The sequence below is a fragment of the Micromonospora sp. SCSIO 07396 genome (assembly GCF_053667945.1).
This window is the reverse complement of sequence record NZ_CM132210.1, coordinates 2,933,432-2,948,357: the sequence shown is the minus strand read 5'-3', so window position 1 is coordinate 2,948,357 and position 14,926 is coordinate 2,933,432. Positions and strand designations below refer to the sequence as shown.

General features: G+C 72.8%; 10 protein-coding genes and 2 pseudogenes. 3 read left to right on the top strand and 9 right to left on the bottom strand.

The features are described from left to right. Positions 1 to 243: 243 nt before the first annotated feature. Entirely contained in the window at positions 244 to 1,881 is a 1,638-nt protein-coding gene (locus ACWCHM_RS12595) for a hypothetical protein (RefSeq protein WP_454222524.1), read from the top strand. Between the two features lie 152 nt (positions 1,882 to 2,033). Here ACWCHM_RS12595 and ACWCHM_RS12590 read toward each other — a convergent pair whose 3' ends face one another. From ACWCHM_RS12590 to ACWCHM_RS12565, 6 genes and pseudogenes are all read right to left on the bottom strand, one after another. Next, entirely contained in the window at positions 2,034 to 4,853 is a 2,820-nt protein-coding gene (locus ACWCHM_RS12590) for a DUF5682 family protein (RefSeq protein WP_204960330.1), read from the bottom strand. A gap of 59 nt (positions 4,854 to 4,912) precedes the next feature. Continuing rightward, positions 4,913 to 6,025 (bottom strand): ATP-binding protein, encoded by a 1,113-nt coding sequence (locus ACWCHM_RS12585; protein ID WP_204959939.1) that lies wholly within the window; start codon positions 6,023 to 6,025, stop codon positions 4,913 to 4,915. A 14-nt stretch (positions 6,026 to 6,039) separates the two neighbouring features. Further along, a complete protein-coding gene (locus ACWCHM_RS12580) occupies positions 6,040 to 7,548 on the bottom strand; it encodes a VWA domain-containing protein (protein ID WP_281897759.1) in 1,509 nt (502 codons plus the stop codon). Then, a complete protein-coding gene (locus tag ACWCHM_RS12575; RefSeq protein ID WP_454222523.1) occupies positions 7,545 to 8,942 on the bottom strand; it encodes a hypothetical protein in 1,398 nt (465 codons plus the stop codon). Before ACWCHM_RS12575 ends, ACWCHM_RS12580 begins: the two co-directional genes overlap by 4 nt. Next, positions 8,942 to 9,409 carry a hypothetical protein gene (locus ACWCHM_RS12570; RefSeq protein WP_204960329.1) on the bottom strand — a complete coding sequence of 156 codons (468 nt, stop codon included), beginning with the start codon at positions 9,407 to 9,409 and terminating at the stop codon, positions 8,942 to 8,944. The genes ACWCHM_RS12575 and ACWCHM_RS12570 overlap by 1 nt, the downstream gene beginning before the upstream one ends. Positions 9,410 to 9,779: 370 nt before the next feature. Next, positions 9,780 to 10,337 (bottom strand): annotated as a pseudogene (locus tag ACWCHM_RS12565) (GyrI-like domain-containing protein); the annotation flags it as partial. 135 nt (positions 10,338 to 10,472) lie between these two features. On the opposite strand from ACWCHM_RS12565, the gene ACWCHM_RS12560 reads away from it, so the two are divergent. Beyond that, a complete protein-coding gene (locus tag ACWCHM_RS12560) occupies positions 10,473 to 10,970 on the top strand; it encodes a DinB family protein (RefSeq protein WP_454222522.1) in 498 nt (165 codons plus the stop codon). Positions 10,971 to 11,001: 31 nt separating this feature from the next. On the opposite strand, the gene ACWCHM_RS12555 is transcribed toward ACWCHM_RS12560, so the two are convergent. Further along, positions 11,002 to 11,229 (bottom strand): hypothetical protein, encoded by a 228-nt coding sequence (locus tag ACWCHM_RS12555; RefSeq protein ID WP_454222521.1) that lies wholly within the window; start codon positions 11,227 to 11,229, stop codon positions 11,002 to 11,004. Positions 11,230 to 11,567: 338 nt separating this feature from the next. Between ACWCHM_RS12555 and ACWCHM_RS12550 the strand changes: the two genes are divergently transcribed. Then, the gene (locus ACWCHM_RS12550; RefSeq protein ID WP_281897749.1) at positions 11,568 to 12,167 is read left to right on the top strand and encodes a hypothetical protein; all 600 of its coding nucleotides are present in this window, start codon (positions 11,568 to 11,570) and stop codon (positions 12,165 to 12,167) included. 54 nt (positions 12,168 to 12,221) lie between these two features. Here ACWCHM_RS12550 and ACWCHM_RS12545 read toward each other — a convergent pair whose 3' ends face one another. Together ACWCHM_RS12545 and ACWCHM_RS12540 are read right to left on the bottom strand one after the other, a co-directional pair. Continuing rightward, positions 12,222 to 12,782 carry a GNAT family N-acetyltransferase gene (locus ACWCHM_RS12545; RefSeq protein WP_454223069.1) on the bottom strand — a complete coding sequence of 187 codons (561 nt, stop codon included), beginning with the start codon at positions 12,780 to 12,782 and terminating at the stop codon, positions 12,222 to 12,224. Positions 12,783 to 12,788: 6 nt separating this feature from the next. Continuing rightward, positions 12,789 to 14,834 (bottom strand): annotated as a pseudogene (locus ACWCHM_RS12540) (penicillin acylase family protein); the annotation flags it as partial. Between the last annotated feature and the right edge of the window lie 92 nt (positions 14,835 to 14,926).

Sequence of the window (14,926 nt, the reverse complement as noted above, 5' to 3'; positions counted from 1 at the left end):
GCAGAAGGCCAACGGGGAGTGGTCGGCGGCATCCGCATCGAATGCTATTCCGGTGTCGTCCGGCCTGTTCGTCAAGCTTCTGGCGAATCCATTTCGGAGCCATTCCCCGCCACTTATTCCACGACCCGGTCCCGGGAAGCACCGGGCGGGTCGTCATGTCGCGTGCGCGGGGGTCACCGGGAGGTGACATCGGCTCCCGGCACGCACCGGACAGGACCGACCACGCCGAGAGGAACCCACTCCATGCGCGCTGACCCGATCCGCCGCCGCCCTGCGGGCACGGCACTGCCCCTGCTCGCCGCGGTGGCCGCGATCGTCCTGCTCCTCGCGGGGACCCCGAGCCATCTGGCCGGGGTCCACCTCGCCGCCGCGGTGGACATCACCGACACCCCCGGCACGATCACCGACCAGTGGTCGACCACCGGCGACGAGGGCATCGAGAAGGTCATCGACAACACGCCCTACCGCAAGTACTTCACCTACAGCGGTGCCGGCTGGATCCAATTCGAGGCGACCACGGCGGCCGTGGTGACCAGCTACGCCGTCACCTCCGCCAACGACTGGCCCGACCGCAACCCGCGCAACTGGGTCTTCGAGGCCTCCACCACCGGCGGCAGCTGGACGCCGCTGGACACCCAGAGCAACCAGACGTTCGTCACCGGCTTCCACCGCAACACCTACTCGTTCAGCAACACCACCGCCTACCGCTACTACCGGCTGCGGGTGACCGCCACCAACGGGTCGGTCAACATGCAGATCGGCGAGTGGCAGATCTACGGGACCACCACCGCCACCACCCCGGCACCGGCCGCACCCACCGGCCTGCTCGCCACCGCGGCCACCGACCAGATCCGGCTCACCTGGACCGACAACACCCGGTGGGAGACGGCCTACCGGCTGGAACGCTCCACCAACGGCACCACCTGGAGCACCGCGTACGTGCTGCCGGCCAGCACCACGAAGTTCCACAACCTGAAACTGCCGGCGGGCACCCACTACTACTACCGGCTGCGGGCCGAGGGGGTGGCCGGCAACTCCGGCTACGCCACCGCCGACACCACCACCCTCAGCGCCACCCCGGCCACCACCTGGACCGAGACCTGGCACGCCCCCAACGAGACGCTCACCCGCTACTACTACGACGCCAACGTGGCCGTCTACCGCGACCCGGGACTGGCCTCGACCGACCTGACCTGGGTGAAGGACTACGCCAAACAGATCTGGGAGTACGTCCAGGCCAACTACGGCAACCTCAGCGGCCAGCGGCTGTACGAGGTGCTGCACGACGACGCGGGATCGGGCGGGTTCGCGCTGAGCCAGTTCGACCCCAACACGGCATTCCGCGACGTCAACGACATGAGCGGCGGCGGCTGGGGAAACACCGACCTCAACGAGGACGTCATCTCCCACGAGATGAACCACACCGTCGAGTTCACCGCGTTCGGCGTGAACGGCTCACCCGCGTACGGCATCTGGGGCGACAGCAAGTGGGCCGAGATCTTCCAGTACGACTGCTACGTCGGCACCGGCCGGACCACCGACGCCACCCGCTGGAAGAACGCGAAGCTGCTCACCTCGGACAACTTCCCCGTCGCCAACACGTACTGGTTCCGGGACTGGTTCTACCCGATCTACCAGAACTACGGCGGCAAAGTCGTGCTCAACAAGTTCTTCCAGCTGCTGTCCCAGCACTTCCACCAGTTCGACGGCGTCTACGCCCGGGATCTGAACTGGGGGGAGTTCGTGCACTTCTGGAGCGGCGCGGCCGGCGTGAGCCTCAAGCCGCTGGCCACCACCGCATTCGGCGGCTGGCCCGCCGACTGGCAGGCGCAGTTCGTCCAGGCGCAGGCCGACTACCCGGGCGTGACGTACACGCCGTGACCCGGCCCTGACCACCCACCCCGGCGATCCGGCGACGACCCCCACCCGGTGACCCGGCCGTGGGGTGCCGCCACCACACCTGCGGTGGCGGCACCCCACGGGTGACCGGCGGGCGCCCGGGCCAGCAGCCACCTCGGCACACCCGCCGGCCCTCAGCCGAGCAGCACCGACACCGCCTCCACCGTGTCCGGATGGGCGAGCAGCAGCGTCGCCGCCGCCGACCCCGCCGGGGTGTCGACCGGCTCCGACCAGCCGCCGTCGCAGCCCAGCAGCCCGGCGACCGCGTCCACCGCCACCGGATGCGCCGTGAGCAGGGCGTGCACCTGACCCGTCGGTGCGCCCGGCCGGGTCACCGGGGCGGGCCCGGCCGGCGGTCCCATCCAGGGCGGCACCCAGGCGTCCAACTCGGGCAGCGTCCCCGGGAAGGTGCGTGCCGCCTCCCGCACCAGCAGCGGCACCAGCTCTGGGCCGTGCTCGCGCAGGGTGGTGATCAGCGTGGGCAGCCAGGGCAGCAGCACCGGGTCGGGCAACCGGGCGAACGCGGTGGACATCGTCTCCACCACGAACGGCGCGAGCCCCGGCACCGGTTCCAGCGCGTGCACGAAACCGGAGAGGTACCTCGGGAACGCCGGCACCACCAGCGGGTTACCCAGCAGGTCGGCGCAGCGCTGCCGCAACTCGGCCAGCGGCAGCAGGCCGAGCTGGTGCCGGGCCGCCCAGAGCAGGGCGACCTTGGCCGGGCTCTCCGGATGCGACTGGGCCACCGCGAGTTCGAGCTGGGACCGGTCGCAGCCCAGCGACAGCGCCAGGCTCTCCATGCTGAACAGGAAGCCGAGCATCGCCCCGACCTGCCGGACCCCGGTCTCCTCCTCGACGAACGCGGTCGGCAGCAGGGTGCAGTAGTGCGCGTACCCGGTCGTCACGAACGCCTCGCACCAGGCCGGCAGGGTCGGCGCGGTGGCCCGGTGGTGGGCCAGCAACCGGCGGATGCGCCGCAGCACCTCCGGGGCGTCGTCCACCGTGCGTTCGGTGGACAGCAGTTCCACGGCCCGCGCGCCCAACTCGTCGACCAGTCGGGGGCTGTCCAGCAACCGGATGGCGTCCTCCACCGCGGCGAGGGCGCCGGCGGCCGTCGCGTCGGGGCCCCGGACCGAGCGCCGCAGCCGCTGCTCCAGCACCTGCTCGACGGTCACTCCCTCGTAGCCCAGCTCGATCAGCGCCCGCTGGTGCCGGCCCAACGCCAGATCCCAGCTCTCCTGGATCGACCGGTGCCCCAACCGGCGCTCACCCATGATCGGGCGGACCGCGTCGGCGGGCAGCAGGTGCCGCAGCATCCACAGCAGATCCGAGCAGCCGGCCAGCGCCGGGGTGGCGTGCAGGTCGAGCAGGGCCCGTTGGATGGTGCGTTTCTCCAGGTCCAGGCCGAGGGGTTGGAGCCGGTCGAGCACGTCGCGGGCCAGCGGCGGCAGGGCGTCGTAGCCGACCTGCCCGATCCGGTCCCCGCCGAGCAGGATCTCGCAGAGCCGCCGCACGTCCCGCCGCCCCGGCACGACGTCCTTCTCGATGCAGGTCACCGCCGCGTCGGCGAAGTCGTACGGGGTGGGCCGGGCCCGGTTGCGCAACCCGGCCAGCAGGATCGAGGTCTCGAACACCGCGATCGCGTCGGCCGTGCTGGCCAGGTACCCGTTGCGGCGGGCCAACCGGACGATGTCCACGCACCACCCGCGCAGCTCCGCCTCGTCCAGCCCGTCCAGCGCCGGAGGCGCGGCGAGGAAGCCGGTGAGCCGGTCGGCGACCGGGCCGGCCGGCGCGGCGACCGGCGGGGCGGCCTTGCGCCTGCCCCGGCCGCCCTTGCCGCCCCGTTGGCCGTCGAGCCGGTACGGCGTCAGACCCGACCGGCCGACCGCCCGCGTCCAGTTGGCGGCGGCAATCGACACCGACCCCGGTGCCAGTCCGAACTGCGCCTCGATGGCCGAGTGGCTCGACGGGATCAGCCCGTACCGCCAGCGGGTGCCGGTGCGGGGGGTGATCGCGAAATCCGGGGCGGGGGAGTCCAGGCCGAACTGTTCGACCCGGCTGGCGGCGTGGAACGCGCCGCACACGTAGAGACAGTCCGCCGGGTCGGCCCCGGACGCGGCGAGGTGCTCCCGCATCCGGGTCCACATGTAGCGCTCCCGGTCCTCGTCGCGCTCGGTACGGTCCGACCCGGCCGGCCGCAGCCGGCGGAACAGGCTGCCGATCAGCACCATCACCTGCCGGTAGGTGTCGTGGTCGGCGTCGGCGAGGGGCCGTTCGACGTACTGGTCCCACCACTCCGACCAGTGCCGCACCTTGCCGTGGTGCAGCAGGTACGCCTCCAGCTCGGCGAACCGGGGCCGCAGGTCGCCGATCTCCACGCCGACCGCGTCGCCGTGCAGGGCCGTCTGCTCACCGGCCTCGCCGCCCGCCACCTCCGGCACGGTGTCGGCCGGCGCATCGGTGCCCGCCCCGGCGTCGCCGCGCGGTGACCACTGGAAGACGTGGTCGGTGGAGCGGTCCACCAGCACCAGCTCCACCCCGGGTGTCTCCAGCGCGTACGCGATCGCCTGGTACTCGGCGGACGCCTCGGTGACCGGGGCGACGACGCTCAGCGGCCCCCACTCGGCGGGGAAACCGTCCAGCTCGGAGGCGAACGCCTGCACCGCCACCGGCAGCCGGCAGTTGCGCAGCTCACCCAGGAGCGGCTGGAGATCCTCGCACAGCTCCAGGTAGATCACCTTGGGCTGCTTGTGCCGCAGCCGGCGGACCATCGCCAGCGCCGAGGCCGGCGAGTGGTGACAGACCGGGAAGATCTCCAACCGCTCGCCCAGCGCCCGGTCGACGTCGTCGACGATGCCGGCGAGGATGCCGGCCAGCGCGTCGGCGGAACCGGCGAACGTGGCCGCCGCGTCGGTGAGCTGCTCGCGCAGCGCCCCGAACGGCCCGGTGGTCACCCCGCCGGCTGCGGCCCCGGCGACGCCGGGCGGCGCGGCGGTGCCGGTGTCGGCGGTGGTCACGACAGCGAAGCGATCGCCTGGCGACCGCCGTCGAGGAAGCCGGCCCAGCCCTCGCCGTTCTTCTTGGCCCGGGGCTCCACCACGCCGTGCAGGTACTTGTTGAGGATCGCCAGGTCCTCCGGGCTGCGTCGGGCCAGCGACCCCACCAGCGAGGAGGCCAGCGTCTCCACCCGCAGGGCCCGGTCGCCGAAGAACTGGCTGTGCAGGATGGCGTCCTCCAGCACCCCGATCTGCTCGGCGGTGGACAGCGCCGACTCCAGCTTCTCGTCGTCGCTGGTCGCCGACGCGGCGGCGGCCCGCAGGTCGGCGAAGCTCTGCAACAGGATGTCCAGCAGGGTGGGCGGCACGTCCAGTTCGATGCGGTGCCGGCGCAGCAGTTCCTCGGTGCGGAACCGGACGATCTCCGCCTCGCTGCGCTTGTTGGTGACCACCGGGATGCGGACGAAGTTGAACCGGCGCTTCAACGCCGAGGACAGGTCGTTGACGCCCCGGTCGCGGCTGTTCGCGGTGGCGATGATCGAGAAACCGGGCTGGGCGAAGACGATGTTGTCGTCGTTCAGCTCGGGGATGGAGACGTACTTCTCCGACAGGATGGAGATCAGCGCGTCCTGCACGTCGCTGGTGGAACGGGTCAGCTCCTCGAAGCGGCCCACCACGCCCTGCTCCATCGCCGTCATGATCGGCGACGGAATCATCGACTCGCGGGACTGGCCCTTGGCGATGACCATCGAGACGTTCCACGAGTACTTGATGTGGTCCTCGGTGGTGCCGGCGGTGCCCTGCACCACCAGCGTCGAGTTGCGGCAGATCGCGGCGGACAGCAGCTCGGCCAGCCAGCTCTTGCCGGTGCCGGGGTCGCCGATGAGCAGCAGACCCCGGTCCGACGCCAGGGTCACGATGCTGCGTTCGACGAAACTGCGGTCACCGAACCACTTCTGCGGGATCTCCCGATCCAGCCCGTCGGCCCGTTCCGAGCCGAGGACGAACAGCCGCACCATGCGCGGGCTCAACCGCCACGAGAACGGCTTGGGGCCGGTGTCGACCGACTCCAGGTAGTCGAGTTCGTCGGCGTACTTGACCTCGGCGGGGGCACGCAACATCTCGGACATGAGGGGTGATTCTCCTAGGTGAGGAAGCTCTTGAGCTCGAAGACGAGTTTGCGGATGTGACCGGAGAGCACCGGGGTGCCCAGGTCCTTGAGGCGCTGCCGGAACCAGGGGTTGACGCTCTGCTGGCCGGAGCTGCTGACCGAGCCGACCGGGATGAACCGCACCCCGGAGCGGTGCACCGCCTCGATGCCGTCGAACAACGGCTGGGATCGGTCGAACTCGTAGAAGTCCGAGATCCACACCATGACCGTGTTGCGCGGCTCGACGATCTTGGGGCGGGCCATCGCCATCGCCACCGGCCCGTCGTTGCCGCCACCGAGCTTGGTGCGCAGCAGCACCTCGAACGGGTCGTGCACCCACGGGGTCAGGTCCAACGCCCGGGTGTCGTACGCGATCAGGTGCACGTCCACCTTGGGCAGCCCGGCGAAGATCGAGGCGAGGATGGTGCAGTTGACCATCGAGTCGACCATCGACCCGGACTGGTCCACCACCACGATCAGCCGGGACGGGGTGGTCTTGCGGGCGGTCTGCCGGTAGTAGAGCCGGTCGACGTAGAGGCGCTCGTCCTCCGGGCTCCAGTTGGTGAGGTTCTGCCAGATGGTGCGGTCGAGGTCGAGGTTGCGGTAGACCCGCTTCGGCGGCACCGACCGGTCGATCGTGCCGACGGTGGTCTGCTCGACCTGGGTCCGCAGCACCTCGGCGACCTCGTCGACGTACCGCCGGATCAGTGACTTCGCGTTCGCCAGCGCCACCCCGGACAGGTTGGACTTGTCCCGCAGCAGCTGCTCGATCAGCGACATGCTGGGGGTGAGCTGGGCGGCCAGCTTCGGATCGGCGAGCACCTCCCGCAGGTGCATCCGGCGGACCAGGTCGCCCTCCAGGCCGGTGAGGGTGGCGCCCAACCCGCCGGCCTGCCGACGCAGCTCGCCCGGAGGGCAGCCGAGCGCCTGCTCGAACCAGCCGGCGTCGGCCTGCCACCGGGCCAACTGGCCGGCGCTGACCGGTCCGGACCCGGTGCCGAAGACGTTGAGCAGCAGCTTCGACACCAGCGCGGCCCGGCGTACCTCGGCCTCACCGGGCCGGTGGCCCCCGCCGTCGGCAGGGTCACCCCCGCCCGGCGCGCCTGCGCCGTCGGTGGTCGCCTCCGTCGCCGGGACCTGCGGGACCACGGCGTCGGTGGCGGTGTCGTCGCCCGGCCGATCGTCGATGGAGCCGGCCGGTTCGGCGGGTCGGTCGCCGGCCGGGTCGGGGGCGAGCAGGCCCCGCAGTTCGTCGGCGAGCGCGGGGAAGCGCTGCACCACCGTGTCCACCGACACGGTCGGGTCCAGCAGGGCGGCGGGCAGGCCGAGGTCGTCGACCACGGCCACGCTCGCCGACTCCAGCGTGGGCTGCTCGTCGGGGTCGAAGAGCCGCCCCAGCAGCCGCCAGTAGAGCACCTGCCGGCGGTTGGCGGCGGCGAGGTCGCCCGGTGTCACGGCGTCGCCCGGTGTCACGGCATCGGTCGGCGGGATCGGCTCGCTCATCGGCGCAGCAACCGTCCCGCGCGTTCGCGCAGCACGGCCACGGCGTCGCCCGCCCTGGCCTCGGCCTTCGCCACCTTCGGGTCGGTCACCCCGTCGGCCCAGTCGCCGTTGTGCGCCTCGACCGGTCGGCGCTTGACGGTGGCCTGCACCGCCAGTGGCTGCACCAGCCACCGGCCGCCGTCGAAACGGGCCAGGCCCAGGCAGGACGACGAGGCGGCGACCAGCGCCGGGGTGAGCGGCCCACCGGCGGGCAGCCGGTCCAGGGCGACCGCGAGGCGCTGCCCGCCGAGGTCGACGGTCGACCCGGCGTCGTGCACGGTGTAACCCTCCAGCAGCACCGGCTCGGCGATCGCCGCCGGGTGCCGGTCCAGCGGCGGGGTGGCCGCCGCCGTCGCCGTGCCGAGCAGCACCCGGGCGGTGGCGAACGGGTCGGCGGGCTCGCCGGCCTGCGCCTGCTCGTCGACCCAGTGCAGGTCGCCGCCGTACGCGGGCAGGTCGGTCACGGTCAGCGCCCGCCGCTGCGCGATCGCGGTGAGCAGCACGGGGTACGCCGACAGCAGCCGCCACACCGCCGGCCCACCGATCGTGGCGACCTTGGCCGCGCCCACCGTGACCCGGACCAGCCGGGGCGTGCCGGCGTCGGCCGGTTCGAGGATCGCGTGCAGCTGCACCTGGACGGCGGTCTCGTGCTCGTGGATGTCGACCCCGAGCGGCAGCAGGCGACCGCTGACCAGGGTGGTGCCGGTTGTCGGGTCGGGGACCGGCCCGTCCTGGGCCAGCAGCACGCCACGGGACCACAGGTCCGCCCAGCGGCGTACCGGCGGCTGCGCCATGGTGGCCACCGGCATCCCGGCCCGCAGCTCGGCGGCGAGCCCGTCGAGCAGCACCGCCAGCCGGCGCGACTGCGGCTCGGCCAGCGCCGCCTCGACCGGCGTGCCGACGGCGGAGAGCAGTTCGTGGTCGATGCCCCGCCATCCGGCCAGCGCCGTCTCGTGCAGCCAGGACCGGGCGGCGGCGCGGGCGGGGGAGCCGTCGGCAGGCTCACCGGCGGGTGCCGTCCACGCCGTGCGTTCCCGCCCGAGGGCGGTGTCGAACCGGGCGGTCAGGGCGTCGTGGTTCGCGCCCAGCAGCGCCGTACGGGCTCCGGCCAGGGCGGCCAGGTGCTCCTGACCGCCGGACCCGGCGGTCACCTTGCCCACCGCCTCGGCCACCCGCTCACGAAGCGGCGTGCCCGCGACCGCGCCGGCCAGTGCGGTCAGCGCGAGGGTGTCCGCCTCACCGACCCGGGCGAAGCCCCGCAGCAGGGCCTCGTCGAATCCGGCGACCACGTCGTCGGCGTCGGCCAGCCCGGTGGGGGCGTCGCCGTGCAGCTGCGCCAGCTGTGTGCCGAGCATCAGCGACCTGCCCCGGTTGACGGGAACCAGTGCAGCTCGGGCAGTGCCGTGGCGCTGGCCGGGAGTTCGAGGTAGGCCAGGTGGCGCAGGAACCGGCTGAACACCACGGCGGCGGAGGTCGGCTCGTGCCGGGCGTCCAGCCGGGACAGCAGCTCGACCCCGGTCTGCGTACCGTCGCCGGCGTCCACCCGCAGGTAGCGGGCGACCCGGTCGACGCCGTACTGGAGGACGGCCTCGTCGGCGAGGGCCTCCAGGTGCTTGCAGGGCGCGCCGCGCAGCCCGCCGCAGGGCCGGTTGTTGTTGGTGCTGCAGTGGTAGGCGTGGTCACCGGCGGTCACCGACGAGACGTAGACCCGCTCGATGTCGGAACCGCTGGACACCACTCCCTGTAACCGCCCGTCGGCCAGCTCGACGAAGGGCACCTTGGCCAGCTTGCGGGGCCGGGCCGGCGGCACCACCGCCACCACGCTCCGCCGCCGCCGCGCGGCCTCGTCAGCGTCCGTCACCGCTCGTCCTCCCACCCGCCGGAAACCCGGCGTCGACCATGGTTGATGGCGTGCGCCGGCCGGGCCGGCGTCGCCGTGACCACAAGATCATGGCCCACGGGTACGACACTTCCACGGCCTCCCGCCGTACCGTCCCGCGGTCCGGTCCGACCGGCGGCACCGACCGGCCGTTCCGTCACTCTCCGGGGTCCGGACGCCACCCCTGGCGGCCGGCCTCGCGCACGCGCTCCCCAACGGTGTGCGCAGCCAGCACGGAAAGTGATATCGGATCCCGTCACTTTCCGTGGTTCGTGTCGGGTCGCGGACCGTGGGCGCACCCCAGGGGTCTGCGCTACCGCGTCGGCTGGCCGCTGCCGTCGGCGGTCGCTCCGCGACGCTCCCCGACGGCCCGGGTGTCGGCGGCGACCGGTTGCCGCAGGATGGTGCGCCTGCGGTCGGGCGCGACCCTACGGAAGTCGCTCAGGTAGATCTCGTGATGGGTGCCGGTCAGTCGCAGTCCGTGGGTGGGGACGAACTCGTGATGCAGGCGGGCCAGCACGGCGGTCTCGTCGTCGAAGGAACCGACGTGCAGGGTCTGCACGCACCGTCCCTCGGCCAGCCGCTCCAGCCGGACGTCGTCGAGCCGACCGGGTGGCCGCTTCGCCCCGGCCAGCGCGACGGCGGCGGTGACCATGCCCGGCGCGATCCAGTCGGGGACCATGAGCATCAGCGTCCAACGCCACCGCGACGTGTCCCGCGCGCTGGTGAAGGACGTCATGTCCTCGGCCCACCACAGGCCCTCCAGCGGCGGAACCACGTAGTCCCGCCCGAGTTCCCGCCTGCTGGCGAACTTCATCCGGTAGGCCACCGGATAGAGCGCCTCGACCGCCCCGGTGAAGGCCGGAGCGGACCGGACACCTGGTCATCTCCCGGCCCTCCTTCCGGCGGTCCTTCGGCCACCACGTGCCCGGGCGGGTCCGACCGACACTATGTCAGGAGGATTCCCGGGCAGTCGACGGCCGGCGAGTCTGGGATGCTGTCCCGCATGCCCGCCTTTCCGCCGACCTTCGCCGAAGCCGTCGTCGCCCAGCCGCTGCCTGCGCAGTTCGAGACGTTCCTCGACGAGCATCGCGCCGCGCTCGACGGCTGCCTGGAGGGGCTGACCGAGGAACAGGCCCGCCGCTCGCTGGTGGCCTCCCGGACCACGCTGCTGGGCCTGGTGAAACACGCGACCTTCGTGGAACGGGTCTGGTTCGACGAGGCCGTCACCGGCCGGTCGCGCGCCGAGCTGGGCATCCCCGTCGCGTCGGAGGAGTCGTTCGTGCTCGACGACGGCGACACGATCGCCAGCGTGCGGCACACGTACCGGGCGGTCTGCGCGGCGTCCCGCCGGGCGACCGCGACGCTGGGCCTGGACGACGTCCTGTCCGGGCACCGGATGGGACCGGTCCCGCTGCGGTGGGTGTATCTGCACGTGCTCCGCGAACTCGCCCAGCACTGCGGGCACGCCGACATCCTCCGCGAGCAGATCGTCGACGGCTGACGGTCCCGGTCCGGGACGGGTGTGCGCAGGGTCAGCGGTTCCGGTTGCGGGGGTGCCGTTTGGCGGTCCGTTCGTTGCCGTGCCGGTAGTTGCCGGTGAGGCGGGCCATCAGCTCCTGCGGGTCGTCGCTGTCCACGACGGTCAGGAACCGGGCTGCGGCGACGCCCCGCAGCACGGTGGCGAGGCGGCCGTGGTGCAGCAGTTCCACGTCCCCGTTCTTGCGTAGGCGGTAGGTGAACCCCTCGGGTGTGCCGGACATCGCCACATCGTCCCGGCCGGCCGGTCGGGACGCGACCCGATTACGCCGCGCCGTTTGGACGTCCGTCGCCGGCGGGCGTACGTGAGCCGCGTTGCCGCCCTCGACCACGGTCGAACGGTGACTACCGGTGACTTCACGGGTACCCGCGCGCCGGGTGGAGTGCCGCACTGGCACACGGTGCGGCGGGGTCAGGTGAGCTTTTGTCGCCTTCGGGACAGTTCGTGGCCTTGGTGGACATCGAAACCGGTGCTTGTATTGACCGCAGGTCGAGATTCCGGCGAATCGCCCAGCGATCGTCGGCTGTCCCGCACCTCCGAGGTCGTGCGCCGAGTCGCGGAGTGAGTGCCATGGCGTGGAGTTGGAACAGGAAGAACCTGGCGGTTGCGATCTGCGGGGTGCTGGCGACCGTCCTCTTCGGTGTGGTGGCGTGCCTGCAGTCCGAGCAGGGCGAAGGGCACGGCGACAGCCAGTCCCAGACCGGTGGCACCGGCAACAAGCAGGCGCAGAACGGTGGCCAGGCCGCCGATGTCATCAACAATGCCAACATCTTCCAGAACGGCGCCAGGGAACTCACCCGCGAAGAGGCACTGGAGCGGGCCGAGAGTTACGCGGACGTTCCGCCCCCGGCAGGTGATCTGGCACCGTACCTCGTCGTCGCTCCCGGCCACCTGTTCGTCCGCACGTCGCCGGGGCCGGAGGGCAGGCGGGCCGGTGCGGCATGGGACAAGACCCTGGTCTACGCCGGCTGTTCGACCACCTCGAGCTTCGATCCGGTCCTGGACGACGAGGTCGCGGGCGTCTGGATCAAGATCCGTTGGCCACGACTCGATCCCGGGGACGACATGCGCTCGTCCCAGTCGTCCGACCCGTTGCAGGGATGGGTATACGCGGGACGACTGGTGCCGGCCGGCCACAACGGCCGGATCCGTACGTGTTGACCTGCCTGCCTGCCCGTCCGGCACAGCCGCTCGACGGGCGGCGGGCCGGGCGGCTCAGGCCGGGACGGGGTGGTCCGCCTCGAACCGCTCCCGGGTGAGGAACGCCAACTGCGCGCGCTTGTCGGGCATGTCGATCTCGTCGGCGAAGGTGAACCCCTCGCGTTCCAGCCGGCGCAGCGCGAACCGGTTGCGCACGTCGGGTTCGACTACGATCCGCAGCCGGGTGGGGTCGCGGAACAGGAACCGGGCCAGCGCCGGGCCGACCGCGTCGGTGAGCCCGCGCGGGGGCCGCCGGCCCGGGGCGAGCAGCAGGTGCATGCCGATGTCGCCGGGGCGTACCCGGTAGCGTTCCCCGACCGGGTCGGCCTCCGGCTGGTAGGTCTGGAACAGACCCACCGGCGTGCCGTCCAACCCGACCACGTATGCGTGGTGGGTGCTCAGGCCGTCGATGAACGTGTAGACCTCGCGTACCTCCTCGACGGTGTACGACCCCATGCCCCAGAACGTCGCGCGGGGCTCGGTCACCCAGCCGTGCAGCAGCGTGGCGTGGGCGTCCGGGTCGACCACGGTGAGGGTCAGCTCACCGAAGCCGGGGATCTGCTCCTGGTAGGTCACGGGGTCCTCGTCTCGGGGTGCGGTCAGGGTGTGCCAGTCGGTGCCGACGGGGATCAGCCCACCGGTGGCCCACAGCGGCAACTGGTCGGCGAAGTGCGGGTCGTCGGGGCGGCCGGAGACGCCGAAGGGGACGATCCAGCGGCTCGCCGCCCGGTCGGTGAGGTCCCACACGTAGCGGGCGACCGGCCCGCGCCAGCACGCGTCGGAGACTCCGGGGACGCTGGAGGTGGCCAGCACGCAGTCGGTGTCACCGCCGAGCACGGTGGCCGCCTGCATCGCGGCGACCCGTTCGGTGACCGCGTCGGACACCCCGAGGTGCAGCGGGTGCAGCAGGTGCCGCCGTCCCCAGGTCCCGGCCGGCTCGTCGTCGGCGACGTCCTCCAGGGCGGCGGCGGCGAGTGGTTCGACCGCGCCGCCGAGGCGGGGCAGCCCGGCGACCACCCCCTCCACGGCGTGCCCGATGCGGGCCAGCGGGTCGGTCCATGGCGCGAAGAGGGGGTCGAAGCCGCCGGGGGAGTGCAGCGGCCCCAGCGCGGGGTGCGCGGCCAGCCGATGGACCAGCGCGGCCCGCCAGGCGGCGAACGCCCCGGCGTCGACGCTGTCGGCGGCCATCCGACCGTCCCATCCGGTCAGCCGGTCACGGAGTTGTCGGGCCGGCGCGCTCAGCGGGGCCGGGTCGAGCCGGGCGAGCAGGTCCCGCAGGACCGTCGACCCACGCCGGGTGTCCAGGTGGACGTCGGGGGCGGCGACGCCGTCGGCGAGCAGGGCACGGATGCGGCGGGCCCGGTGCGGCGGGGCGAAGTCGACACCGAGCGCGGCGGTGTCGTCGCGCCTGTCGTTGGCGCAGACCACCGGCTCGCCGACCTCGACGGGCTTGGGCATGGCGTAGTCGCCGCGCCACCGGTAGCGGGGGTCCCAGCCGGGCACCGGTTCCCGCCGGCACCTGTCGTCGCGTTCGGGCACCAGTCCGGCGACGAGCTGGTGCACCGTGCCGTGCCGGTCGGCGACGAGCACGCTGTTGACCGGTTCGACCCAGCCGCGCAGCGCGTCGGCGACGTCGTCGGCGGTGCGGGCCCGCAGCAGCGGCAGCAGCGCCTCGAAGCCGAGGTTCCCGGTCACCCGGGTCGGGGTGCGCAGGCTGAGCGCCTCGCCGGTGTGCCGGTCGTGGTCGATCACCGGCCCGCGCGGGGTCTCGATCACCTCGACGGTCTCGGTCGCGCCGCCGCGTACCTCGATCCGCTCGATGTGCCGGTGGGCCGGCACCCAGCCGTCGGCGTCGCGGACCAGCACCCGGTCGCCGTCGCGGCGCAGCTGTTCGCGGTAGAGGTCCTGGTAGTCGGCCATCGCGTTGGTGACCGCCCAGGCGACGTCACCGGCGTGCCCGAAGTGCGGCAGCCCCGGCACGCCGGGGAAGGCCAGCCCGACCACGTCGAACTCGGGGCAGGCGAGCCGGATCTGCTGGTAGATGCCGGGCAGTTCGAGCAGCCGGTGCGGGTCACCGGCGATGACCGGCGCGCGGCCGGTCACCGGGTCGGCGGGCAACGCCCAGGCGTTGCTGCCGGAGCCGCCGGGCCCCTCGACGGCGAACAGGTCGCGGGCGTGCGGGCCGAGGGTGGCGGCGACGTGGGCGTGCCACAGCTTCTGCGGGAAGGTGCCGAACAGGATGTGCTGGACCAGGAACACGCCCAGCGGCGACCAGGGTCGCCACCGGCCGGGCGTGCTGCCGGTGGCGGCGAACTCCGGGGCTGCCGCCGCGCCGGCCGGCAACGCGTCGTTGACCCCGTCGGCGTACGCGGCGACCCAGCGCCGGGTGGCCGGGGTGAGCTGTTCGAAACAGCGTCGGGCGGTGTCGTCGAGACGGGCCCGCCGGGCGAACCGGTCCCAGCCGAGCTCGCCGGGGCCGACGTGGGCGGCGAGCCGGCCCTCGGCCCGCCACCGTTCGACCTCCAGCTGCCAGCCCCGGTCGGTGGCGGTGACCCGGCCCTGCCATCGGGCCAGCTCGTCGACGGTGTCGGCCCACAGGTGCGGTACGCCCCACCGGTCGCGGTGCACGCCGGTGGCCGGACGACCGTCCGGTTCGGTGCCGGTCCCACTCTCCACAGGACTCCCCAGGTAAGTTACCCTCGCCTAACTTAGGCGGACCT

Excerpts from the sequence above, each read along its gene's own strand:
- ACWCHM_RS12595 (WP_454222524.1), top strand. The coding sequence starts at position 244 with ATGCGCGCTGACCCGATCCGCCGCCGCCCTGCGGGCACGGCACTGCCC.
- ACWCHM_RS12585 (WP_204959939.1), bottom strand. The coding sequence starts at position 6,025 with ATGTCCGAGATGTTGCGTGCCCCCGCCGAGGTCAAGTACGCCGACGAA.
- ACWCHM_RS12580 (WP_281897759.1), bottom strand. The coding sequence starts at position 7,548 with ATGAGCGAGCCGATCCCGCCGACCGATGCCGTGACACCGGGCGACGCC.
- ACWCHM_RS12575 (WP_454222523.1), bottom strand. The coding sequence starts at position 8,942 with ATGCTCGGCACACAGCTGGCGCAGCTGCACGGCGACGCCCCCACCGGG.
- ACWCHM_RS12560 (WP_454222522.1), top strand. The coding sequence starts at position 10,473 with ATGCCCGCCTTTCCGCCGACCTTCGCCGAAGCCGTCGTCGCCCAGCCG.
- ACWCHM_RS12555 (WP_454222521.1), bottom strand. The coding sequence starts at position 11,229 with ATGTCCGGCACACCCGAGGGGTTCACCTACCGCCTACGCAAGAACGGG.